Source organism: Zooshikella harenae, assembly GCF_018837975.1.
Lineage (GTDB): Bacteria > Pseudomonadota > Gammaproteobacteria > Pseudomonadales > Zooshikellaceae > Zooshikella > Zooshikella harenae.
In genome coordinates this window covers 1-24,350 of record NZ_JAGSOY010000068.1, presented here as the reverse complement: position 1 = coordinate 24,350, position 24,350 = coordinate 1, and the positions used below count along the sequence as shown (strand labels likewise).

General features: G+C 41.2%; 13 protein-coding genes. 2 read left to right on the top strand and 11 right to left on the bottom strand.

Features of this window, described 5'->3' with window-relative positions; translation table 11 throughout:
* From KCG35_RS19485 to KCG35_RS19450, 8 genes are all read right to left on the bottom strand, one after another.
* The coding region (locus KCG35_RS19485; protein WP_215821542.1) for an RHS repeat domain-containing protein at positions 1 to 7,158 on the bottom strand (7,158 nt) is incomplete at its 3' end.
* Between the two features lie 690 nt (positions 7,159 to 7,848).
* The gene (locus KCG35_RS26855) at positions 7,849 to 9,129 is read right to left on the bottom strand and encodes a LamG-like jellyroll fold domain-containing protein (protein WP_215821541.1); all 1,281 of its coding nucleotides are present in this window, start codon (positions 9,127 to 9,129) and stop codon (positions 7,849 to 7,851) included.
* 213 nt (positions 9,130 to 9,342) lie between these two features.
* A complete protein-coding gene (locus KCG35_RS19475; RefSeq protein ID WP_215821540.1) occupies positions 9,343 to 10,809 on the bottom strand; it encodes a LamG domain-containing protein in 1,467 nt (488 codons plus the stop codon).
* 205 nt (positions 10,810 to 11,014) lie between these two features.
* A complete protein-coding gene (locus tag KCG35_RS26850) occupies positions 11,015 to 12,454 on the bottom strand; it encodes a LamG-like jellyroll fold domain-containing protein (RefSeq protein ID WP_215821539.1) in 1,440 nt (479 codons plus the stop codon).
* Positions 12,455 to 12,668: 214 nt separating this feature from the next.
* Entirely contained in the window at positions 12,669 to 14,096 is a 1,428-nt protein-coding gene (locus KCG35_RS19465) for a phage baseplate protein (RefSeq protein ID WP_215821538.1), read from the bottom strand.
* 227 nt (positions 14,097 to 14,323) lie between these two features.
* Positions 14,324 to 16,429 carry a LamG domain-containing protein gene (locus KCG35_RS19460; protein WP_215821537.1) on the bottom strand — a complete coding sequence of 702 codons (2,106 nt, stop codon included), beginning with the start codon at positions 16,427 to 16,429 and terminating at the stop codon, positions 14,324 to 14,326.
* A gap of 415 nt (positions 16,430 to 16,844) precedes the next feature.
* Positions 16,845 to 17,816: a threonine/serine dehydratase gene (locus KCG35_RS19455; protein WP_215821536.1), complete on the bottom strand. Its 972-nt coding sequence runs from the start codon at positions 17,814 to 17,816 to the stop codon at positions 16,845 to 16,847.
* 61 nt (positions 17,817 to 17,877) lie between these two features.
* Positions 17,878 to 18,510, bottom strand: a complete 633-nt coding sequence (locus KCG35_RS19450) for a helix-turn-helix transcriptional regulator (RefSeq protein WP_215821535.1) — start codon at positions 18,508 to 18,510, stop codon at positions 17,878 to 17,880.
* 110 nt (positions 18,511 to 18,620) lie between these two features.
* Here KCG35_RS19450 and KCG35_RS19445 point away from each other — a divergent pair, with 110 nt between their 5' ends.
* Entirely contained in the window at positions 18,621 to 19,574 is a 954-nt protein-coding gene (locus tag KCG35_RS19445) for a Rossmann-fold NAD(P)-binding domain-containing protein (protein WP_215821534.1), read from the top strand.
* Positions 19,575 to 19,644: 70 nt separating this feature from the next.
* On the opposite strand, the gene KCG35_RS19440 is transcribed toward KCG35_RS19445, so the two are convergent.
* The 3 genes from KCG35_RS19440 to KCG35_RS19430 form a co-directional block, all read right to left on the bottom strand.
* The gene (locus KCG35_RS19440) at positions 19,645 to 20,199 is read right to left on the bottom strand and encodes a zf-TFIIB domain-containing protein (RefSeq protein ID WP_230409272.1); all 555 of its coding nucleotides are present in this window, start codon (positions 20,197 to 20,199) and stop codon (positions 19,645 to 19,647) included.
* 136 nt (positions 20,200 to 20,335) lie between these two features.
* Positions 20,336 to 21,361 (bottom strand): esterase/lipase family protein, encoded by a 1,026-nt coding sequence (locus KCG35_RS19435; RefSeq protein WP_215821533.1) that lies wholly within the window; start codon positions 21,359 to 21,361, stop codon positions 20,336 to 20,338.
* Between the two features lie 124 nt (positions 21,362 to 21,485).
* Complete coding sequence (locus tag KCG35_RS19430) at positions 21,486 to 22,574, bottom strand: lipase secretion chaperone (protein ID WP_215821532.1); 1,089 nt, start codon at positions 22,572 to 22,574, stop codon at positions 21,486 to 21,488.
* An 861-nt stretch (positions 22,575 to 23,435) separates the two neighbouring features.
* Between KCG35_RS19430 and KCG35_RS19425 the strand changes: the two genes are divergently transcribed.
* Positions 23,436 to 24,203: a copper homeostasis protein CutC gene (locus tag KCG35_RS19425; RefSeq protein WP_215821531.1), complete on the top strand. Its 768-nt coding sequence runs from the start codon at positions 23,436 to 23,438 to the stop codon at positions 24,201 to 24,203.
* The last annotated feature ends 147 nt before the right edge of the window (positions 24,204 to 24,350 follow it).

Below are 24,350 nucleotides of genomic sequence, written 5' to 3'. Positions count from 1 at the left end.
CAGCGCGGTTTTATGGCCCGCGGCATCATAGCGATAGACGGTGGCCTGATCCTGCGCATGACGAAGTCCAGACAAGCGCGCGGCGATCTCCGCGGTCGATCCAGTGCGGAGGCCTTCATCCAGGGCTTGGGCATAACGCACCGTGCGGCGTAACTGGCCCAGGGCATCGTACTCATGGGCGGTAACATGGCCTAGGGCATCGATTTCCAGCTGGACTCGGCCTGCATTATCGTAAGCTGTATGGGTGGTTACCGCATCTAACCTGCGTACTACACGCCTTACACTCGAATAACTTGGTGCTGCACTGTATTCAACAGGCATGGTGTAGCGCTTGGTGCCTGTCACCTGGCCCAATGCATCATAAACTTTCTCAGTGACATAACCCTGCCCATCAATGGTATAAACCTCACGCCCCACCTTGTCATAAACATGCTGTTGGAACACAGCCGTTTCATTATGCTCAGCAATATAATCGGTAATCTGCTGCGCTGAAGGCGTTGTTGAGTCCAAACTGATACTAATAGGCGTTTTATACTGTAGGCTCTCAATCAGTCGATCATTCACATCATATTTAAACGCACTGATATAGCCTGCCGCATCAATTTGATACTGTTTACGACCCAGCTCATCATAAATAATCTGAGTGCGCTGACCCGCTATAGCATTGTCTTTATCAGTATCCGCTTTTGCTTTTTCTATCAGCTGCAAGACATCGCTTGATGAGAGTTCACGTGCCTGTTGAGGATCGATATTCAGGTGATCATCATAGTGCAGGGAATACTTCAAGGTAGAAGTCAGTCGGCCAACTTCATCATACTGATTAACAGCAACATAACCGGCTGCATCAATGACAACTTCTGGCTGGTTTAGCGCATTGTAAAACTGGTAGGTGGTTACTGCAGGGTTATCCTTAAGCCCAGCGGTGACAATCGATAGATCATGATTTTCCAGCAGTGAATAAACCTGATCATCAACCAATGGTTTGCTGAAACGGCTTTCCTGAATCACATTGCCATTGGCATCGTAATGAAATGCAGTGACCTGCCCCAAGCCATTCACCTTGTGGGTCACCTGGCCATCGGTATTGAAAAAGCTAAAGCTGAGGCGATCATGCTCCGTCAGCTGAGGTAAGCTACGCGCCGCTAAACGAGCTTCAACCTCACCACGGCTTTCAGTACTGGCCAGCAGCTGCTCCGCAAAGCCTTCGACATTAATGGCTTTAGCGTAGTGTCGGGTAAAGATTTTCTGGCCTGCCGCATCATATTTATACGCGGTAACACCACCTTGTCCATCCACGGTATAACGCAAACGATTGTTGACGTCATAACCAAAGAAGGTCTGGCTACCATTAGCATCAGTTTTAACCAGTACATTACCACGGGCATCATATTGATAACGGGTGGTCAGCGCTAAGCCATCAGGATCAGCAATTTCAGCGACTTTACGACCAAGGTTGTCATAGTGATACTGGGTCTGCGCCAGCATACCCTCTCGGCGACTACCTTGTTCGACCGAAACCTGATTGCCTAACTCATCATAGGTATAGCGGGTAATCAATCCGGCCCCTGCAAAGCCACCATCGCGAACCACTTCTAGCACGCGTCCTGAGGCATCATATTTCATGGTGGTCGCGACTCGGTCAGGTCCTCGTTGATAAGTTACCTGACCGAAAGCATCCAACCGGTAGCTGGTGGTGAGTTTTGCCCCTTCTGGATCAACCGTTTCTGAAAGCTTACGGCCTACGCCATCATAGCTAAACTGACGTTTAATGCCTTGGGTGTCGGTGGACTCAACCAACCACCCCCGCTGGTTATAATCCTTGCTCTCTTGTTGCAGCAGATTACCTTGGGCGTCCAGCTGCTCGGTGTGTATTAATCGCCCAGCCTCATCATAGGTAAATCGTTGGCGGTTACCTTTAGCATCGGTAATTTCCAACGTTTCACCATGCTGGTTTTGCTGGGTTTTGACCGCATGCCCTGCAGGGGAAACTAAGGTTATAGTGCGAGTCTGATCGTCAAATTGATACTGAGTTACTTGCCCCAATGGATCAGTCACACTGACTTTACGACCTAACGCATCATAACGATAAGACGTGGTTTCACCACTGTGGTTGATCTCAGCCACCACCCGGTTCAGCCGGTCATAGGCTGTTTGTTGGCGATGGTTATCAGCGAATGTTTTTACAATGAGTCGGCCAAAGGCATCATATTCGTGGTGGGTATCGAGTGTTTTTGAATCGTCAGCGCTACCCGCAAGCTGACTAATACGGCTGACCAGTCCCCGTTGGTCATAAGCGGTTTCAGTAACCGCATACTGTCCATTAGCAGCACGAATGCTTTTTGCCAGTCGGGTCACTTCACCAAAGCTGTTATAGGCTAGTCGTGTTTCAGCACCATCTGCGTCAATGGTATGTGCTTTGCGACCCGCCTGATCAAAGCTTTGCTGGGTAATACGATCCTGCTTGTTGGTCGTGATGATTTTTAATTGGCGACTGTTATCCCAGCCCCCTGTCAGCTCTTTTGAATCAATTAACGTAAAGTAGTCAACACGTGTGGTTTGTTCACCAAAGGTGTTATACCGATACTCCGTAACAGAGGCTTTACCTTGGGTATCTATTTGCTGAATCGTATAACGTAAGCGCTGCTGATGATCATAATAAAAGAAGGTAACGGGCTGACCACCTTCTGCCGTTTTGGGTGCTTGCTGACGTATTTTCAGCCCTGCTTCGTTATAGACAAACGTAGAGGCATAATCACGCCAAACGCTTTCCCGCGCCGCATCTGTTTTGGCCTCTGTCAGGCGCACGGCACCTTCCGCAGTCAGCTCTGCAATCACTCGGCCCTTTTGATCAAAACGACGCTGAGTGGTGTGCGCCTTGCTAAATTGTTTATTCTCCCCTGTTACTGTTTGGCTCAGCTGGCCATCAGCATTGTAGGTGTAGCGTGTGACTACACCAAAACGATCCGTGCTGGTTTGTTTACGACCCGCAGCATCATAGGTGATGGATTCAACACTGTTCGGCTGACTGGCATGGGTCGCCAGCGTACGCAGCTCCGTTAAGCTTTGCCCTGCATAGTTAACGGACTGATGATAACGAATGGTTTGAGTAAGCTGACCAAGCTGGTCATACACATTTTCAGAGAGGTACCCTTCAGCATCAACCGTCGCGGTTAGTTGACCAAAGCCATCATAAATAAAGTGAGTCTGCTGATCCGCAACATCAGCCGTTGGACGAATATCCGCTAATTCACGATCAAACTGCTGACCCACATAGTCCACCGCCTTTTTGGCATAGTGAATTTCACGGATTTTTTGCCCTGCAGGGTTATACACGTATTCTGTTAAATAACCTTCCGCATCAAGACTACCTACAAGTTGCTGGTTGTCGTTATATAACTGATGGCTAAAACGACCTTTGATATGGTCACCATTAGGATCAGCAAATTTCAGCAGTGGTGTCTGATAGGAATAGCCATCAACCACGACTAATGCGTGCCCCTCTAGCTCAATAGGGGGATAGCCATCTTTGACGATCTTGATATAAAGGTCATTACGCGATGCAACCAGATTACTGAGTGTTAGCTCTATCGACTTACCATCTGCAGAGCGCTGTGAGGCCAGATCAATAAACTGATACTCAACATTATCTTGTTGAGCCAGTCGATAAGCGATGGTGGTGCCAGGTTGGGTCACATCAAGCGGTAGCTTATCCAGCGGAATCGTTAACTTACTGTTAACGACGATGTCTTGCTGATCACCCACCGTATACATGAATGATTCAGACTGTTTGGTGCCATCCAAATAGTGCTTATGGACCGAAATACGGTAACTACCACTGTCTAAAGGACGATCCAATGAGAGGTTGATATCACCCTGATAGAAACGATAACCTCTTGGATAAGTTATTGCTTCAGAGACTTGCTCATTAGCTTGTGCATCATCCACATAGACCTGGATGTAATCGATATTCCGCGCCTCTTCTTCAGAAATTACTCCTGTCAGCGAAGCACCTGCAGTCGGCTTATTGATAATTGTATCTTGTTGCCAGGACACATTAAGTGGCTGATGACTGGTTTGTGGCACCCATTGAAAACGTGCAGTTTTGTGATAACGGCTGACATCGCCCGTACGCTGTCCACCCGCCTGCTGATCAATGACGATTTCATAAGAGGTATTGGGGATTAAATCTGTCAGCTCAACCTGGTAAAACCCATCAACAATCGCAATGCTTTTTTCGGTAAAGGGCGTACCTGATTCAAGATCGGGTCCCACTCTATCCACAATACGGTATTTCAGCGTATGTTCGGCACCACTGAGTTCAGCCATATCATCAACGGGCCAGCGTAGCGTTTGCGATAAGACCTGCTGACGACCTTTTTCCAGAACGAAAGTAGGCTTAACGATGCTCGTACCATCATTAAGCTCAACAATAACAGTTGCACGAAAACGGCCATTACCTGAAATAGCAGGCAACACCAGTTGCCCCTGATAATCGTCAAATTTGTCTGGAAATGTTCTGCTTAACGTTGAGTGTCGTGTTTGCAGATTATAAAGATCAGCCCGAATATACTTAACCTGTGCCCGTTCCTCTGGGGTTAAGTAATTCAGCAGAATGGTGCCGTTAATATCCGGGTGGTTTTGCTGCTTAATTTCAGTGACATAATCAGGCCAGGGCTTAGCGTTGCGTGTCGATGCCTGACTGGTTGCCTCAATATTAGCACCTGAAGTGACGGTCTTAGTGGTTTGGGTGAGTGCACCTAAATGGTATTGCGCATCACTGTGTTCACTGGCAGGCCAGCGCGTGGTTGTACTGTTATCGACAACAATCGGGGTGTAATCCCCCAGTTTGGCAAGGATATTTGCTTCAGTCAGTGACTCAGCTAGAACCTCTGAACTTAGCGATGTTTCATAACGTTTCTCACTGACCACCTTACCATAAGCGTTGTAAGCCCATTCAGTGACAGCACCTGCGCCATCCACCTGAAAGCGCTTTTGCCCTTGGCTGTTATACACCCAATACTGATGACGATCAGCTGTTGGATTGGCTTTAGGACGCAGCTTATCAAGGTTAAATAAGCTTTCATTTAGCTGACCAAAAGAGAGTAAACGACGCGTGTCAACGAGTGTCTCATACTGAATACTTTCAATCAGTTGTCCATTGGCATCATATCGAAATTCCGTTAGCGCCCCGACACTATCAACGCTGGCCACTTTGCGGTTTCGAGCATCAAATAAGGTATAACTGCGACCACCTGTTTTATCTTCACTCGCTACTTGTCGGCCAGCTTTATCATAAAAAAAGCGTACACGATTAGTCGCAGTCGTATCAGAAGCTTGTTCAGTACGGCTTAATAAACGACCTGCGGCATCAAATAATTCTGTTTTGACCAAGCCATTACTGAAGGTTGTCGCGACAGTATGTTGCTGATCATCATAACGAAAAACCGTGGTTTGGCCAGCCTTATTGATTTTACTAAGAATCCGCCCCAAACCATCATAACTAATCGTTTCCGCAACACCTGCAGCATCTATTTTTCGAAGTAGTCTACCAAAAGCATCGTATTGAAAAGCGGTTTCTTGAGTATTGCCTTGACCATCGTGTTGAATAACCTTACCAATCAAACCATGACTGTCGTATAAGGAGGTAGTACACATCACTTGCTGTGCTTGCTCACTACTCACCAACGTATTTAATTCTGCTAATGTCGGCTGTGCAGAATTTTCACCCTGATTTAAAACAAGCTTATTTTTGGGATAGCGAACCCCGTTAACCTGATAGGTTTCTACTAGCTGGCCATAGGTATCATAATTAAATCCAGAAATATTACCTTCTGGAGAAATAACAAAGCGCTTAAACCCTTGGTCGTCATAAACATAGCGTTTTGCTACCACATTGTCTGGAATAGCTTTACGCTCGTTATCATTTAACGGGGCGCGCTCCAACTGCCAGCTAGCTTCAGCAACAAGCTGTTGCTGATCGTTATACTGAAAGTGTTTTATATGGTGATTGGCATCAAACTCATAAACCAGATTACCCATGGCATCAAATTCACGCGTAACCTTATTGCCCAGTCCATCAATAACTTCAACAATATTATCTTGAGCATCGTAACTGTATTGCAGGGTAGTACGCTGACCATCAGTGGCAGGCGTTAATACCTTAACAATACGCCCCAAATCATCAAACTGATAATCCGTTTTCTGGCCTAATGCATCGGTAACCTGCGTAGTGTGGTTTTCTGAATCATAGTGATAGTCTGCGCCTATACCTGTCGCATCGCGGTATTGGCTAATGACATACTTATCACCCACCTGCTGATACGCAAACGTCAGCTGTGTACCATCACTATTGGTTATCTGCTTAATACGCTGACTATCACCTTCATAGCTATAGGTAGTTTGGTAAATAACACCATCTTCGACACTATTATCATCAGGTGTTAAATCGGTAATGACGGTTGCCAAACGACCTGAGGCATCATAGCTATAGCGTGCTAAGGTACGCTTAATTTGCTGATCATTATCGCCTGTATATTCAATTTGAATGGCCGTTAGCTTTTGCCCTTCATAACTTAACTGGGTTATTTGTCCAGATGCATCTTCTAGTTTAACCAGTAGATTATTTTGATAGGTTAACTGAGTGCGATTACCCGCTTTATCTTCAAGGGCAGTCAACTGGCCTGTTGCATTATAAAATTCTTTTACCCGACTACTGCCTTCTTCCCAGGTCCAGCTTTTAGTGGTGGCATCATAACGAAACAAATCATGAGCACCATCGCCATCGGCCGTGATATACGCCTTGTGTTGTTCGCTGTAGCGGTAAATACTTTCACTACCATCACCATTGCGCTTAACAAGCAATGATCCTGCTTCATTGGGTACTTCGGGTAGCTCACTGATATAGCGGTTTAAGCCTAATAACCACGGTTGATTGCGTGGGTCATTACTTTGTCCCTGGCTATTATAGGTCTGTAATAATGAGGTATTCAGCCCCTTACTTGCCAGATCATCCGTGTAATGTTGGATAATTAAATTACCGGTATTATGGTTAATAAATACGCGGTTATTCCCCTGCCCTAATGCACTGCTCTGACCATTTAAACCTGTTAGTGAATTGTTGTATAAGCCTAACCCTTGACCAGCAACAACTGCTACCATGATGTATTTACCTTTTTCAAACTGCACACTTCGGTATCAGTGTTCGTTGATAGCGAGATAACAATATGCTTTGTTATATTTGTTATACCCAATACGAAGGATTTTTAGGGGCGGCCGTCAAGTGATGAGGCCCCAGGAGCTTATATTAATAAGTGACTGGGGTGAAAAACGCTGACAACAAACCCTAAAGATGATTCGTGAAGGGTACATTCGTATATTTTTAGCAATAATTACTATCAACTGAACCACTGACATCTATGTTGAAATCATTCAATAAAAAATCAGACCATGACGATGTATCAACAACATTCATCATGGCATTACCCATCACAAGGGGTATATTTATATATATCCAGTGATTGGCCAAAAATGTTAAATAAAAAATGAAAAAAATTTAGATTTTTTTTGAAATGATCAAATAAGCAGCAAAAAATGGAGTTTTTGTATACTATTTATACAGCTACTGCTGTTATATATCCACAACGAAGAGTGAAAAGTTAAGAGTATAGTGGTACGAAAGAATAATTTTAGATGTGTTGGAGAATGGCTAAGCGAATAAACAAGGCTACTTGACCCATCCGCAAACACGTCGTAAATCCTTCCCTGGAGACTTGATTGCCGCATCCTTGCGGCAAACAGTTTGCTACGGATCAAATAGCCTTTCAGCTAGATTTAGCTTAAGTAAAGATATTAGTTTTTAATACAGCTATAAAACAGTGCATTTGCCGAGCCGGCATAATTAGCAAATCCATAATAGATAGATTTCCAACCCTTTTCACAACTACACTCCCATCCTCCCCATTTAGGTACAGCTATAGCTGGTAAGATAACCTCATATTTACTTTTATTAGAAGTGTGTTTTGCGTTGCCAACATGACAATACCCAGCAACACTCCCTGTGGGCAACTGTGAATAATGAGTAGCCACAGGACCTTCTGGCCCCTGAGGCCCTTTAGGGCCTTGATCGCCCTTGTCACCTTTAGGACCTTGCGGACCTGTTTCTCCTATTGGCCCTTGCGTGCCCTTATCTCCTTTAGCCCCCTTAGGTCCTTGCGGTCCAACTGGACCTTGCGGACCAGCATCACCTTTCTGTCCTTGCTCACCTTGAGGACCTCGGTCACCTTTTTCACCCTGGTTGCCTTTATTACCTGGAATACCGGGTGCACCTTGATTGCCTCTGGGTCCTTGTGGACCTTGATAAAATTCAGGGACACAATTAAAGCCAATGTCAGCTAAACAACTTGCTTCAACCGAACTAATCGCACGGTTATACACATGGATTTCATCAAGTTCACCTTGTAGCGGATAAGCAAGTTGCTCTGATACAGAATTACCAAATACCAAAGGACCATCTGTCGTCAGATTATCAGGCATACCTAATTTGACGCCTTTTAAACGTTTGCCATTAAGCGCCAAATGCAAGCCGTTTGGTTTACCATTATACACTAGCACTAAATGCTGCCATTTATTTTGATAACGTGGTAAAGGATCAAGGGATTCAATACCACCAATAACGCCTGCAGCATTTTTAAACATGACCTTCAGCCGGTTATCACTGTCTAAAAATACAACGAATAACGCTTCACCCGTTGAATCTGACTTTTCTATCAGCACCTGCTTTTCATTAACTTGTTTAGTTTTAAACCATAAGGCAACTGAAAATGGTTGGTTAATATTAAAGGCTTCGCCATCAAAGTTAACCTGCGCAACAAATGGATTATTTTCTTCTACTTTAAGTGAAGTCCCCTCAACACCCTCCTTGCTATAAACTCCTCCACTCAAATCACCTGCACCATTTTCTAAAAAGTAACCATGGTTACCTTGTCCTGAATAATCCACACCACCTTGCTGGTGTAACCCTGCATCAAAAGACCAAAAACCAATTTCTGCCGAAGTCGGTTCAGCATAAGCATTTACAGATACTTGTGAAAACAATGCAGCAGAAATTGCTATTGTTAAAGTTTTTTTCATTATTTACGACCTTATTTCACTTCCCGGATAATTTTGTACCCCCACCCTAACCCTCCCCTTAATTAAAGGGAGGGAAAGAAGACGAGTTTTCCCCAACCGATTATTTAAAAGGGGCATCTTAGCGGAATTAATAATTAATCAAAACGCTTAAAATTATGCACCATCAACTCCTCCCCTCTTTTCAAGGGGGAGGTTGGGAGGGGGTTAAATATACTAATCAATAATTGTTAAACGGCAGTTGGCGTTATAGCCTTGTCCACTATTATCCTGAGACCAAGAGATTAAATCAAAACTTAAGGTTGTATCACCTTTATTAGTATAATTTTCGTGGTATCCATCTGTAAAATAACAGGACCAAGCTATAAATATATGCTGCATTACTCCATCATTATTTTTCCCTCGTACAGTCCCTTCCAATGAATCCCATTGTTTATTGTTAGCATTATAAGAGAAAAATGTGGATCTCCACGTTACTCTATTACTGTACTCGTCTTCAGGACCATTCCAACCTTCAATACCTAGCCTTAACTGACACCCATCTTCATCACCACATAACTCGATAATGTCCTCCTCAGGAATAACTAAAGATGTACCTCTTTGTTCCCTTGGTACAAAATAGTGCTTTCTATCCACTGACGAACCCGGTTTACCTTGAGGGCCTACCTCACCTTTTGCTCCCTGAGGTCCAACTTTCCCTTGTGGACCCGTATCACCTTTTGGTCCTTGATCACCCTTATCGCCTTTTTCACCTTTTAAACCTTGTGGCCCCCTTGGTCCTACAGGTCCAGCATTTCCCTTTTCACCTTTTTCTCCTTGAGGTCCTCGTTCACCTTTTTCACCTTTATTCCCTTGAGGACCACTTAACCCTGTAACACCCTGTTCTCCCACTTCTCCACGAGGTCCTTGATAAAATGCAGGTACACATTTAAAACCTAATTCCGCTAAGCATTTTGCTTCCGTTGAACTGATGGCACGATTATAAAGATGCACTTCATCAAGCTCACCGAGTAAAGGTGTCTGTTCAGCGCCATTACCTAAAATAATTAAGCCATCTAACTTAGATAACGTTGGCAAACCTTTATTGGTCGTTTTTAAGTATTTTCCATTGAGTGCCATATTCATATCATATTGGCTACCATCAAATGAAAACACCACGTGTTGCCATTTGCCTTGAATATCATTCAGCGGAACAGAGACTAAACCACCTTTACTGCCGCTATTATCTACAAACTCAACAACTACCTGATTTTGGCTATTTAGATAAAGTCCAAAACGTGCATCACCCTGCGTATTTTTTTGCTCAAATAATGTTTGATCCGTATTGAGCTGATCTACTTTAAACCATAGTGCGATAGAGAAAGGTTTACTGGTATCAAATTGCTTAATATCAATAACAAATGGATCTGCTTCATCAACAATCAACGCATTACCTTTAGCACCATCTTTAGTATATTGACCACCTTTTAATACCGTAGCGCCAGCCAGCACCTCTTCAGCAAAACTATAAAAATAACCATGGTTATTTTGCCCTGAAAAATCTCTAGTGCCTTCTCGATCAAAACCAGCATCAAATGACCAGAAACCTAATTCAGAGTTAGTTAATACTGGCTCTGCTATTATTGAAGTGGATACTGAAGCACTAATAATACTTGAAATAACTACGGCTAATGACTTTTTCATTAAATATAACCTTTTTACTTTTCAGAGATTTTTTTAACCCCACCCTGACCCTCCCCTTATTTAAAGGGAGGGAAACAAGACAGCGTTTACTCCCACCATTTATTTAAAAGGGGCAACTTAGCGGAATTAATCAATTCATTCCAAATTAAGCACAATTCACTCCTCCCCACTTTTCAAGGGGGAGGTTGGGAGGGGGTTAAATACACTAATCTATGATTGTTAAACGACAGTTAGCTTCATACTCCTTCCAACTCACTAGTGAGAAATTTAAGTCTTTATCTCCAGCAAGTTGCCAGTCTTTATAATCTCCATCCGAAAAATAACATGCATAAGCGTGAGCAATATTTCTCTGAAAGACATTGTCACCATTAATCCCGTATGCTTCACTACCTTTGTTGCCATACCAGGCTTTAGTATCTTTATTATAGAAAAACATAAAGCTCCCAAACTCAACATTACCTGGAAGACCTGTACTCCAATCATCAAGTCCTAACCGTATCTGACATCCATCTTCATCACTACATAAGTCAATGACATCTTGTTCAGGAATAACAATTGACGTGCCACGCTCTGCTTTTGTCGTATAATAGTGTTTTCTATCCACTGACGAACCAGGTCTACCCTGGGGACCTATCTCACCTTTTGCTCCCTGAGGTCCAACTTTCCCTTGCGGACCAATATCTCCTTTCGGCCCTTGATCACCCTTATCGCCTTTTTCACCTTTTAAACCTTGTGGCCCACGCGGACCTGCTGGTCCTTTATCGCCCTTTTCACCTTTTTCTCCCTGTGGACCTCGGTCACCTTTTTCGCCTTTGTTACCTTCTTTACCAGGAATACCTGGAGGCCCTTGTCTTCCTCGATCACCTTTTGGCCCCATATAAAAAGCCGGAACACAATTAAAACCTAACTCAGTAAGACAGTTTGCTTCTATTGAACTAATTGCACGATTATAAACATGGATTTCATCCATAAACCCCTGTAAAGGGTAATTACGTTGATCGATTACAGAGTTACCAAATACCAAGGGGCCATCAGCTTCGACATTGGCAGGAATACCTAAATTATAGGCATCAATGTGTTTACCATTTACAGCAAGATGAATACCGTTAGGTTTGCCGTTATATGAAAAAACTAAATGTTGCCATTTTTGGTTAGCATCCGTTAAAGCAGTATCAGCTTCCAAGCCACCTAGCTCACCGACAGCATTTTGAAACAACACTTTCAGTCTATTTTCTTCATCAATAAAAATGCTAAAACGTGCATTAGTTGTTTGGCTGCCTTTTTCAACTAATACTTGACGATCGCCTGCTTTTTCCGCCTTAAACCATAAAGAAATTGAAAAAGGCTCATTGATATTTAACTCAGTAACATTGACTACAAAGGGGTTGTCTGCTTCAACTTTTAAAGCGGCACGATAAGCACCTTGTTCAGAGTATTGACCACCATTAAAAGATCCTTCTCCTTCATCTAAGAAATAACCATGATTGTTATTGCCTGAGTAGTCCACACCTCCTTGTTGATGTAAACCACCATCAAATGACCAAAAACCTAGTTCCGAGTTAGTTAATATTAACTCTTCTGCCCATGCAGTTGATATTGAAGCACTAATAATGCTTGAAATTAATACGGCTAGTGGCTTTTTCATTAAATAAAACCTTTTTAACTTTCTGGAGATTTTTTTAACCCCACCCTAGCCCTCCCCTTACTTAAGGGGAAGGAAACAAGACAAAGTTTTCTCCACCTGTTTATTTAAAAGGGGTTGCTTAGCGGAGTTAATAATTAATCATTGCGCTTAAAATTATGCACCATCAACTCCTCCCCACTTTTCAAGGGGGAGGCTGGGAGGGGGATCAATCTAACTACTTAACTCGCTTCCAAATATAAACCGTTACATAAGGCTGAGTATTATTATGAGGCATGTTTCCTCCCTCAGGCATCATGGGCCTTGCATCAGCTCCATCATGTATTACCCATGGCCCCACATTTTTAACAGTAATCCAACCAACCGTATTCCCATACTGTCTACCACCACGATAACCTTGACGGTGCGTATGCGCTGGCATTTCAGGTATTGTTAATTGATGCTGAAATTCTCCACCTATACTGCCAGCTGCAAAGTTTCTACTTTCACCCCGCGAGTCTTTGGTTGCTCCAGCGCCTAAAATAACCCGGCCTTGCCCAAAAGGCTGCCATTCACCAATACCAAGTAACTGACTTGGGTTTGCACCATTAGTCGCATTAAAATACAAACTTCCTACAGGATAGATATCCGCAGGATCACCTTTTGGACCTTGAGGTCCTCGATCACCTTTCTCTCCCTGATCGCCCTTTTCACCTTTATCCCCTTTAATACCTTGAGGACCACGAGCGCCTTCTGGTCCTATTGGACCGCTATCACCTTTTTCACCTTGCAGGCCTCGATCACCTTTATCGCCTTTTTTACCCTGTCGTCCTGGAATACCAGGTGCACCTTGAGGTCCTCTTTGCCCTGGAGGTCCTTGGTAAAAAGTCGGTACACAGTGAAAGCCTAAATCCGCTAGGCAATTTGCCTCTAATGAACTAATGGCTCGGCTATATAAATGCATTTCATCTAACTCACCCATTAATGGATGATTCAATTGCTCAGCTACACTATTGCCAAATACCCAGGGATTATCTGTACTTAAATCTTCAGGCAGACCCAACTTGACGTCTTTTAAGCGGCGACCATTTAACGCAAGATTTAACCCACTTTGGTGTCCACTGAAAGAAAATACAACATGTTGCCAGTTATTTTTTAAATTAGGCAACGGGTCAAGGGACTCAACACCACCTATTACACCAGCAGCATTTCTAAAGACCACTTTTAAACGGTTATCTGTATCTACAAAAATTGAAAATATAGCATCTGAAGTTGAATCGCTTTTTTCTACCAGTACTTGTTTAACATTGGTCTTTGCTGGTTTAAACCAAAAAGAAAGCGCAAAGGGTCCATTGATATCAAATTTTTCACCATTAGTTTTTACATTAATGACCAATGGATTGGTTTGTTCTAGCTGCAGAGATGTACCTGAAATACCTTTCTCGTTGTACTTTCCGCCACTAATAGAGCCTTCACCTTCTTCAAGAAAATAACCATCATTTCCCTCAGATGAATAATCAACCCCACCTTGTTGGTAAAGCCCACCATCAAATGACCAATACCCTATTTCTGAGTTGGTAATAGTAGGAAATGCAGGATCTGAAGCAACAACAGAGGCTGATATTAATGATGAAATAATAAGTGCTAATGATTTTTTTAATTGCATTTTACGTTACCTATTTTACTTCCCGGATAATTCGTGAACCCCACCCTAACCCTCCCCTTATTTAAGGGGAGGGAAACAAGACTGAGTTTTCTCTATCATCTTCGTTAAGAAGGATGATTAAGTGAAAAAATATAACCAGTCATCTTACTAATAGTTTGCACGATATATTCCTCCCCCTTAGATAAAGGGGAGGTTAGGGGAGGTTAGGAGGGGTTAGCTTTTAAAATTTATTGCGTGCTACCAAGTTGATACAACTCTGCTATTTCTTGCTGTGAAAGCCCTTTATTAAATACAGCCACTCGTTGGAACTGTAAATCTGAAATACCACCACTTCCTGGTACGCCTTCAGAAGGTACAATAGAGTATCCTAAGTAAAAAAAGTTTTTGTTATTTAAACTTGGTACGCCTTTAAATACTTTAGATACATTTCCATTCAAAAATAGTGTGAATTGACTATTATAATAAGATAGCCCAATAAAGTAGTATTGATCAGCTTTTAGGTCGGTCTGATGCAACACTGTTGAGGTAGTATTTATTCTAAACATGTTAGTTTTTTTAAAAAAGTCTAAAATAATTGCATCATTTAAACTATTCACTGCATTAAACATTCGTTGGTAATACTGTAAACTATCAAGTCTAAACCACCCAACCCAAGTAAACCCATTTTCCATATCTTCAGTACTTAACCCTCCCATGGAAAGATAGGCATCACCATCAAAATCAAATGACTTTGTTGCTACACCAGGTACTTCACTCTCTTTTACTTTATCCAGTATTTTTCCTGAACGAGAGGTAAATTGGCCATCAACCGTGCCACTGCGGTCTCGGAGTTTTTCTCCATTAATATCATCCGCTACATAATGACGGATTGGTTTTAAGTGCTGTATTTTTTTATTTAAAGCAACAGTACTAGCATCAGCAATGACAGGATTTGTGCCATTGATGTATTCCTGAGCATTGGTAATACCATCATTATCTGCATCTTGTTGGGCGTCATCAGCATCGGGGTCTAACCCATAATAACGTTCCCAACTGTCTTGCATGGAATCTTCATCTTCAGTTGTTTCCATACAAATGGCATAGCCACTCCCGGTAGGATATAGCGAGTTTTTATTTCCTAACGCTTCACAATACCAACCATTATTGTATGGGTAGTTATTCTTAAGGTAGTAATGCTCTGTTGGATCAATCTCTTTTCCAACTTTACAACCACCACCAATCACCTTTTCGTTAGACTCACAACTCACCTGACAATAACCAAGCCACTCATTAGGATTAGAAAAACGACAGGTTCTTATGACAGGTGGCTTTATTACCCCATCCTTACCATCTTTACCCGCAGGTCCTACTGGACCTTGTTTGCCCTGAAGACCTTGCTCACCTTTTTCGCCTTTAGGTCCTTGAGGCCCAACAGAACCTTGTGGCCCTGCAACGCCTTGTTTACCTTGTGGACCTTCTACACCTCTTTCTCCTGGTTTACCCTGCTTACCTTGAGGCCCTTGCAAGCCTACTGCTCCCTGCTCACCTTTTGGTCCTGTTGGTCCCTGGTATAAATCGGGAACACACTTAAAACCCAGTTCTGTTAAACACTTTGCCTCTAGCGAACTAATTGCACGACTATAGAGCTGGATTTCATCCAATGCGCCGTAAAAAGGTGTTTGATTTACTCCATTTCCAATAATTATTGGGCCATCTAATTTTGAAAGCGAAGGTAACGGAGTTTTTGTAGCAGGAAGATACTTACCATTTAAAGCAAGGTGCATATCATATTGATTGCCATCAAATGAAAAAACCAGGTGCTGCCACTTACCTTTTATTTGAGTAAGCTGGTCAGAAATCAAGTCTCCTTTAATTCCATTTTCGTTAACAAACTCGATAGCAATTTGGTTTTGCTCATTTAAATAAATACCAAAGCGGCCTTCTCCAAACTCAGCAGGTCTACTTTGCTCAAACAACGTTTGTTGCATTCCTACTTCATCAGCCTTAAACCATAACGCTAATGAAAACGGCTTACTTACATCAAAGTCAGAAAGATTAATCAGCAACGGATCTTCCATATCCACTAAGAGTGCTGTTCCCTTTGCTGCATGATGAGAGTAACGCCCCCCTGCCAGCATTATCTTTCCTAGCGATACTTCATACTCATTACTTAAAAAGTAACCATGATGTTCATTACCTGAAAAGTCTCTGGCACCTTCATTATTTAAGCCTGCGTCAAATGACCAGTAACCCAATTGTGTTGATGTCGGCGTTATATCATCGGAAGTACACACGGAGGAGAAAAAAACGGTGGAGAGGCATAAAGAATATAATAATTTTGTATAATTAATCATCAGTTTTACTTTACCTACATTTAAAAGCTGCAGGCTATATTCTAATACTAATGATGTATAATTTACAGCATAACTTATTGATTTATAGGTGATTTATTTAAATTAAACTACCCCTTTTCTATTGTCATTTCAAAAATAAACACTGGTTATTTTTGAAACAACCTATATTACACTTATTACTTTAAAGCACGCCTAAAAAGTTGGAGTATCTATAATATATATCCTTAAACTTGTACTTTTTGTTCAACCTGAACTGCCCAGTGCCTGTATTCAATAATGGCAATTTTTTCTTTTATAATCAAAATGTTATGCAAAATCCCCGTATGACATTAACCAAAAACACAGACAAGCGGTATAATATTACCGATTATCTGCACAAAAGGTGTCTACTTTTCATAGTTAGATCATTTGCAGATCACTGATCTTCATATTGCTCAATAACCTGCAACCACTTATCAAATCCAATATTTTTTCCACAAAGTACTACAACAACATCTTTACCCTTGTATTGCTCAGCCTGTTGCATTAGTGCCGCCATGGCAACGCCAGCAGAACCTTCTACTATTTCTCGTTCATACTTCGCTAGTGCATACATCGCCTGACTGATTTCTAGTTCAGAAACCGTATAGCATTTATCAACCACTTTTTGCGCAATGGGAAAGGTTATGCTTCCTTGTTCTACGCCACCTGCCGTGGACTCTGAAAGCGTAGGCTGCTCTTCAACTTCAATAATTTTACCTTGCTCAAGACACTTTAAAAGAGCTGGCGCATTTTCTGGCCAACAGCCAGCAATCTCTGTCTCTAGTTTATTTTCTTGGTAGTAGGACCCTATACCACTAATCAAACCACCACCACCAACACTGATAAATACAGCATCTACATTAGGCAACTGCTGGTGTATTTCCATCGCTAATGTTGCTTGTCCTGCAATAACATAAGGATCATTGTAGGGCGAAACATAATAACAACCTTTTTCTTTAGCCAGCTCCGCAGCCTGTTGTTCAGCAAGCAGGCAATCACCATCCACCACAATGACATTAGCGTTCAAATGCTGTAAGGCCGTTAGTTTAACTTTTGATGTATTTGCTGGCAGAAACACCGTCACCTTTGTACCGGTTATTTTACCTGCCATGGCTACACCTAATCCGTGATTACCAGAAGAAGCAGTGATAATACCTGCATCTTTTTGCTCTTGATTTAGCTGACTTATGCAACTTAAAGCACCTCTTAGCTTAAATGAGCCTGTAAATTGCTGATATTCTTTTTTTAACCAAACATTAACGCCGGTTTTTTCACTTAATTCGATGCTATAATCCAAAGCAGTTGTTCTTAGCCACTGACTTATATGATTATGTGTGTTATCAATTAACTCTTTAGTAATTTGCATAAAAAAGCCTTTATTCCTATATTTTGTTAACAATTAATTTTAAAAGATAAAATTTGAAACACTATCGCAGCACTTTTAAGTAGTTAAATACTGTCGCTCGGCTTAAACCAATTATATTTGCAATGTATTCAGCTGCATTTTTTTTCTGGAACGCTCCTTGTTCAAATAAGGTCGCAACAAGTTCTTTTTTATCTTCTCGTGATAGTGTATTCAATGTTAATTGATGAGATCGCAACCAGTCATGGACAAAGACATTTATTTTTTCCTGCCAGTCATCCTGAAACAATTCATCAGGCTGTGGAACTAACGACTCAGGCTTTAAAAAAAGCTGAAGTGCTTGTTGTAAGCTATTCATCGCTGAGACATCCAAATTGATACACAGCAGTCCAATATTTTTCTGATCTGGCGTTTTAATTAATACACTTATACTTTTTAATTTACGTCCATCCCAGTTTAACTTTTCATAAGGCCCAATTACTGTTTGCTCAGGGTCAAACTGTGTTTCGTCTAGATTTGATTTTTCATTTAACTCACGCTTTGAAAAATTATTAGCAACATACACCACTGTATCAGTGGCCAAACTGTGAATCACCACTTCTGCATAAGGGTGGTACAATGCCGCTATGCCATCAGCAACAGCAAAATATGGCGTTAGTAATGTTGAGTGATCATTAATCAGCTTTTGCTTTTTCATAAGGCAACCAGAAACATTCTTACTATTGATTACTAATACTATAAAGTCTATATTAGATTGTAAAGTATAATTTATACTTGGCATTCATTTGTGATCAGCAAGGGATAAGTATGGACGTTATAGCACTTAATGAGATACAAGCTGCTTTCTCCCCAGAATCAGCTCTACAAAGCATTAAAGAGGGTTTTATTGCTTATTCAAAACAAAAGGTTGATGTACCTCCCGTAGGTTACCTTGGGTTTAAGGAGCCACCTGGAGACTGTCATATTAAGTATGGTTATATCAATGACTCGCCTTATTTTGTAATTAAAGTGGCCACTGGCTTTTTTAAGAATCATCTTGTAAATCTGCCCACCAGTAATGGTTTAATGTTGGTCATGTCATCCCAAACAGGACAACCATTAGCGCTTTTACAAGATGAAGGCTGGCTCACTGATACTCGAACCGCTATTGCAGGTGCTCTGGCAGCGATTCAATTAGCACCTCAAAATATAAAGCAAATCGGCTTAATTGGCTGTGGTATTCAGGCAAGACATCAACTACGGTGGCTCAGCTATGCGACTCCTTGTAAAAAAGTCAGCGTTTGGAGTCCATCCTTGCATAACAGCGAAAATTTTGCTGAGGAAATGGCTGAGTTTGGCTTTCAAGTTATACCCTCAAAAAATCCAGAGCAGACCGTCAGTGAAAGCCAGTTAATTGTGACTACAACCCCCAGTAAGCAACCTATTATTAAAGCAGACTGGGTACAACCCGGAACCCATATTACAGCTGTTGGTGCTGATGCAGAGGGTAAACAAGAATTAGAAGATTCTCTAGTTGCTGCAGCAGATATACTGGCTGTAGATAGTAAAGATCAATGTTGTGATCATGGCGAGATAGCACATGCCTTCCAAGCAGGGCTAATTGATATAGATAAAATAGTTGAGTTAGGGGTAATTTTAGATAACTCCGACTTGCTAAAACGTTCCTCAACAGCCGTTTCTATTTGTGATTTAACTGGGGTTGCCGTACAAGACATAGTAATTGCTACAACAGTATATGAGTCAATAAAAGGAAATTTGTAAACCAAATAAATAACCCCACTTATTTTTTTAGTGGGGTTATTGCAATCTACCAATATGTTTCTAATAACCACTAACGATTAGCAGAATAAGGGTCATCAGCCACCAAATAGGCGATTAAATCTCTTCGCTTTGGATGCTGACTTAACCAGTCACGAGTCTGTTTTATTTTTTGATAATCATCATCACCAAACTGCTCTTTATAAAGCTGCTCGAAAACCTCTTTAGCATTGGCTTCTCTTATTTTCCGTTGCCAAGGGTCCGTAAAAATGGCATTAAGGTTTCCAGCCAGTCCTGCTTGTTTTAGTAATTCCCACTCACCTTTATCTAACCAAATGCCGTGTACATCAGGACTTAAGTCCAAACGATGGTCTGTATCTTTAGAAATACGATACTTCACCATAAGTTTTCCTGTTTGTGGACAGGTCATAGCGAGTTTAGAATCTTCGGCTTCTACTTCTATAGTTGCCTGTTCAAACTGGTAATCTGGATTTGCCTCTTTCCAGCGCAAATAGTCTTTCAATAATACCCAGTTGCCACCACAATGATCACATGTATGGCAAGGAAACAGCATATCCAAATAACCTGGCGTCAATGAACCTTGACGACAGCTGGTACATTTCAACATAACGCACTCCTAATGCCGTCCAGTAGATGGGTTTATTATTAGCAAAAACGCATCCATTACGCAATTATTTCGATAGCTGTCTCTTTTCCTTGTCTTGCTAGAAAAATAATCTTTTAACTCAGATAATCAACATTTTCTACAAACCTGCTTGCTGTAAACGATTAGCATGCTGCCGATAAATGCTAATGGGATTGGTATTAAAAAATCCATACATACCCATTACCTGATTAATTTCATCTAAGTGATTAAGTTTATAATCATCTCGAATAACTTTTCCTAAATGCATATTACAGCTACTAACTAAACCATCATGCTTAGGCGTATTTGGGTCACCATGCTTACCAAACATTAATGCTGTACCTAACATAATATAATCAGAAGGGTCTACTGGATTAGTATACGATTTATTCCCCCCCCAAGAGTAATAATGTACGCCATTAACAACAGCTTCGCCTTCTCCACAGGGTGTTAAAGGTAATGCAGCACTGTATTTTTCATTAAATGATTGCATATTCTCAGTACTAAGTGCTGTCAACACACTAGCAATATTTTGGCTTTTTCCTGAAGGGTTATCTGCGACAGTATGATCCACCAGGGTAATTGCACCATTAGTGATTAGCTGCCCTACAAATTTTGTCACTTTGCCTATTAATGGCTGTTTTTCATCCAGTTTATTAAATACGCCTAACACCTTATCCGCAAAAATGCTGCCATTAACAGGCGTTCCAACTGCTGTCACAGACTTAACTAAGTCAGGACGCACAGCCGCAACATAACGAATAGTATTACCGCCTTGTGCATGGCCAATTAGATTAAAACCTGTCGCACCATTAATCGCTTGCCAATTTTCCAGTTGCTCAATTAACTGTTCACCACGAGCATCATCAGACTCAAGTGCACTTAGATTAGCTGTAAAGACGGTTGCGCCGCTTCTACGCAGTGACTGAGCAATACCATAGAAGTAATCAACACCTTGAATTGATTTAAAACCCATTGTTCCATGTACAAGCACAATAGGGTGTGCTGTTTTTGTATAATTTTCTTGCACTGTAGGCTCAGTTAATTGATTGATAAACTTAACCCAGCTTAACCAACCAGCATGTGCAGTACTTGTCGTAGCCAAAGCAACGCCAACAGCTACTGCTGATAGTGTTTTTTTCATTGATAATCTCCTCTTTATAAACAACAAACATCTGCATCAAAAAACTTCGCTATAGTTATTTATTTCTTACGAAGCCTTTCTCGTCAAATTTATACCCTCAGCGAAAGGTATTATATTTGGATAATTAATAGGAAGTGCTTATATTTTCAATAGCAGCAACACGTTTACGTTCGTGAGAACTAAACTGCTGATTAAGTAATTGGTTAATTGCCAGTTGTTGATCATTAGTGGATAGTCCAGAATGTTCTATTTCTGCTTTCATTGTTCTAAAGGTTGAAAGCCGGGACTTCCATTGCTTTCTTTTTTTATCGAGTACTGCAAGTCTTTGTGCAGCTTCATCACCTAATAACTCACTTCTTGCTTGGTAACGTTCACTTTCAGATACATACTGTTGATCAATATTACTAAGCTGATTCATAACTTGTTCAGGTGCTACAATAAACCTGACTTGAGTAGGTATTTCATCTAATAAGCGAGTATATTCAGCCTGTTTTTCTATAGAGGAAAGTGACTCATTTTTAGCTATTTTAATTTTTTGCAGTTGATACTGATCATACTCTTCCTCTAATCCGAAAAAAGCATCTGCAGCTTCCATTCCAAGCTTATCCCGCCGTAATTGATATAAATGTTCAAAATGAGCTTGAAGTTGTCCGACATTATTCTGAAAATTAACCGGTGTTGGTTCCACATTTCCATTTAAATGTATATTTGCGGATTGTTCTTGGTAGTTAGACAATTCGACACGATAACTAATATAATCGCTCAGCAAGCTTAATCCTTCCTCTCTGGCCGGAGAAGGTAAGTTTTCAGTTAAGTAATGTTGAAGCTTTATAATTAGCTCTTCAGTAGGAATCTCTCCTGTTGCAGATAAAAAATAGTCAAATAAATCTTTTGTTTGTTGTTCTACAACAAGATGGCCTGCTTCATCTATTTTTAATCGCCCATCGATGCGTGTGCCTTCCCAAGACGAAGGTAAAAGCTCTATTTCTTTTGAAGTATTACTGATGTTATTCTCATTTACAGAAATATGTTCACTGGGCTGTTCTTTTTTATCTAACGATCTCTGTTGACTTTGCTGCCTGACCACATTTTGTTGAACTACAGGCTCTGACTTAGATTGTTGTAGTGAATGTTGTCCCTTTTGTAAGGTCGCAATGCTTGCATATGCAACAATAACAACAGGAGGCAGAATATAGTACCAAGCACGTTTCATAGTGACATTCCATGTAGTGACAAAAAATATCCCCATCTTGGCAAACAGTTAGGGTGCATTAGGACCACTATGGAGGGTGGAAACACAGCTTATCAATAACTGATACATACCTTTTGCAGTGTTTTTCTTACTGCTATGAGTCTCAAATACACTTTATCATACGCAAGTTATAAGCTATAAGCCGTATGGTCTCTTAAATTTTATTAAATAGAATTTTTATTTGGAACAAAATATACATAAATATGTGTGACAAACATCATACTTTTAACATTTATGCTAACGGGTATCTCTAAAAAAAGTGATTTTTTTTATAATAACAAGGAAGAGGACTGCAGTGTATAAGGAATATATGAGGGCTAACCAGCTACTGTATGCTTAGCGATAGCAGCCTTATAAAATATAAGTTGTTGCTAAAAAAGTACCTTTTTCAGGTAAAAGAACTCTTCAACTAACCAATGGGAATTATAACTGCAACATAAAATATTGTTAATTGAACACTAGAAGCTACACCCATAACGAAGGGTTTTTAGGGGCGGCCGTCAAGTGATGAAGCCTCAGAAGCTTATATTAATAAGTGACAGGTAAATGCTCCTGCATAAACTGCATTCCCGCCGTCCTTGGTGGTCAAGAGCGCTGACAACAAACCCTAAAAATGATTCGTGAAGGGTATATTTATAATAAGCTAGCAAAACAGCTAGTCAATTGTTAACCCGTTTATGCTACTCAAACGCTCAACATGACTATAATCAACAGCCATTCACCTGTCTTGTATTAAAATCACCAGAATCGTAAATTTTGCTGTCAATACGGCTAGGTATACAATAGCTATAAGTAAACCATGCCAAGTGTTAAGGTAGCTCCATGAAAGACTCTATATCTTGTACAAAGCTAGAAGTGTGTGTTGACTCTGTTGATGGTGCACTCATTGCAGCATCCGCAGGTGCTGATCGCTTAGAGTTATGCGGAGAGTTAAGCTGTGGTGGGTTAACCCCATCAATAGGGCTGATTTACAATATTAGAGACAAGATTAATTTGCCCATCAATATCATGCTACGTCCCCGTGCCGGAGATTTCTGCTACTCAGACGAAGAGTTTGCGGTAATGAAAGCAGACCTGCTAGCAATAAAACATGCCTTTCCAACATTGAATGGTTTCGTAACAGGCATCTTAACCCCAGAGGGTGAGTTGGATTATGATCGTTTACACAGTCTAATAGCACTGGCTCACCCTTTATCAATCACTCTGCATCGAGCCTTTGACATGACTAAAGACCCTATTCAATCACTAGAGGTCTGTTTAAAACTTGGTGTTGAACGAATTTTAACCGCTGGATTTCAGCATCATGCTGTTGATGGTATTAGTGTTTTGCAAGAGCTGATCAAACGGGCACAAGACCAGTTGATCATCATGCCAGGCAGTGGACTAAAGGCCAGCAATCTTCAATCATTTCTAGAAGCTGTCCCTGCTCAAGAAGTTCATATGTCAGCAAGAAAACGTATTGCCTCAATTATGCAACACCAAAATCCCAACATACATATGGGTGCCAACGCAGCAAGTGATGACTTCGGTTTCTATTTACCTGATATAGAAGAAATTACAGCAGCTAAGGCAATCCTAAATCAAAACTAACCTTATTCTCCATCAATTACTCTTAGCCCCATTATCCTCAGCTAAAGGTTTATGAAAACTACCCTATATCCAGGTAGTTTTCAGCAATAAGCTTTTCACTTCTAACACGGCCTAACAGTGTTAATATTAATTCATAATACACTCTAG

What these genes read in the sequence shown, in the direction of transcription:
- KCG35_RS26855 (WP_215821541.1), bottom strand. Translation starts at nt 9,129, where the DNA reads ATGAAAAAAACTTTAACAATAGCAATTTCTGCTGCATTGTTTTCACAA.
- KCG35_RS19475 (WP_215821540.1), bottom strand. Translation starts at nt 10,809, where the DNA reads ATGAAAAAGTCATTAGCCGTAGTTATTTCAAGTATTATTAGTGCTTCA.
- KCG35_RS26850 (WP_215821539.1), bottom strand. Translation starts at nt 12,454, where the DNA reads ATGAAAAAGCCACTAGCCGTATTAATTTCAAGCATTATTAGTGCTTCA.
- KCG35_RS19465 (WP_215821538.1), bottom strand. Translation starts at nt 14,096, where the DNA reads ATGCAATTAAAAAAATCATTAGCACTTATTATTTCATCATTAATATCA.
- KCG35_RS19460 (WP_215821537.1), bottom strand. Translation starts at nt 16,429, where the DNA reads ATGATTAATTATACAAAATTATTATATTCTTTATGCCTCTCCACCGTT.
- KCG35_RS19455 (WP_215821536.1), bottom strand. Translation starts at nt 17,816, where the DNA reads ATGCAAATTACTAAAGAGTTAATTGATAACACACATAATCATATAAGT.
- KCG35_RS19450 (WP_215821535.1), bottom strand. Translation starts at nt 18,510, where the DNA reads ATGAAAAAGCAAAAGCTGATTAATGATCACTCAACATTACTAACGCCA.
- KCG35_RS19445 (WP_215821534.1), top strand. Translation starts at nt 18,621, where the DNA reads ATGGACGTTATAGCACTTAATGAGATACAAGCTGCTTTCTCCCCAGAA.
- KCG35_RS19440 (WP_230409272.1), bottom strand. Translation starts at nt 20,199, where the DNA reads ATGTTGAAATGTACCAGCTGTCGTCAAGGTTCATTGACGCCAGGTTAT.
- KCG35_RS19435 (WP_215821533.1), bottom strand. Translation starts at nt 21,361, where the DNA reads ATGAAAAAAACACTATCAGCAGTAGCTGTTGGCGTTGCTTTGGCTACG.
- KCG35_RS19430 (WP_215821532.1), bottom strand. Translation starts at nt 22,574, where the DNA reads ATGAAACGTGCTTGGTACTATATTCTGCCTCCTGTTGTTATTGTTGCA.
- KCG35_RS19425 (WP_215821531.1), top strand. Translation starts at nt 23,436, where the DNA reads ATGAAAGACTCTATATCTTGTACAAAGCTAGAAGTGTGTGTTGACTCT.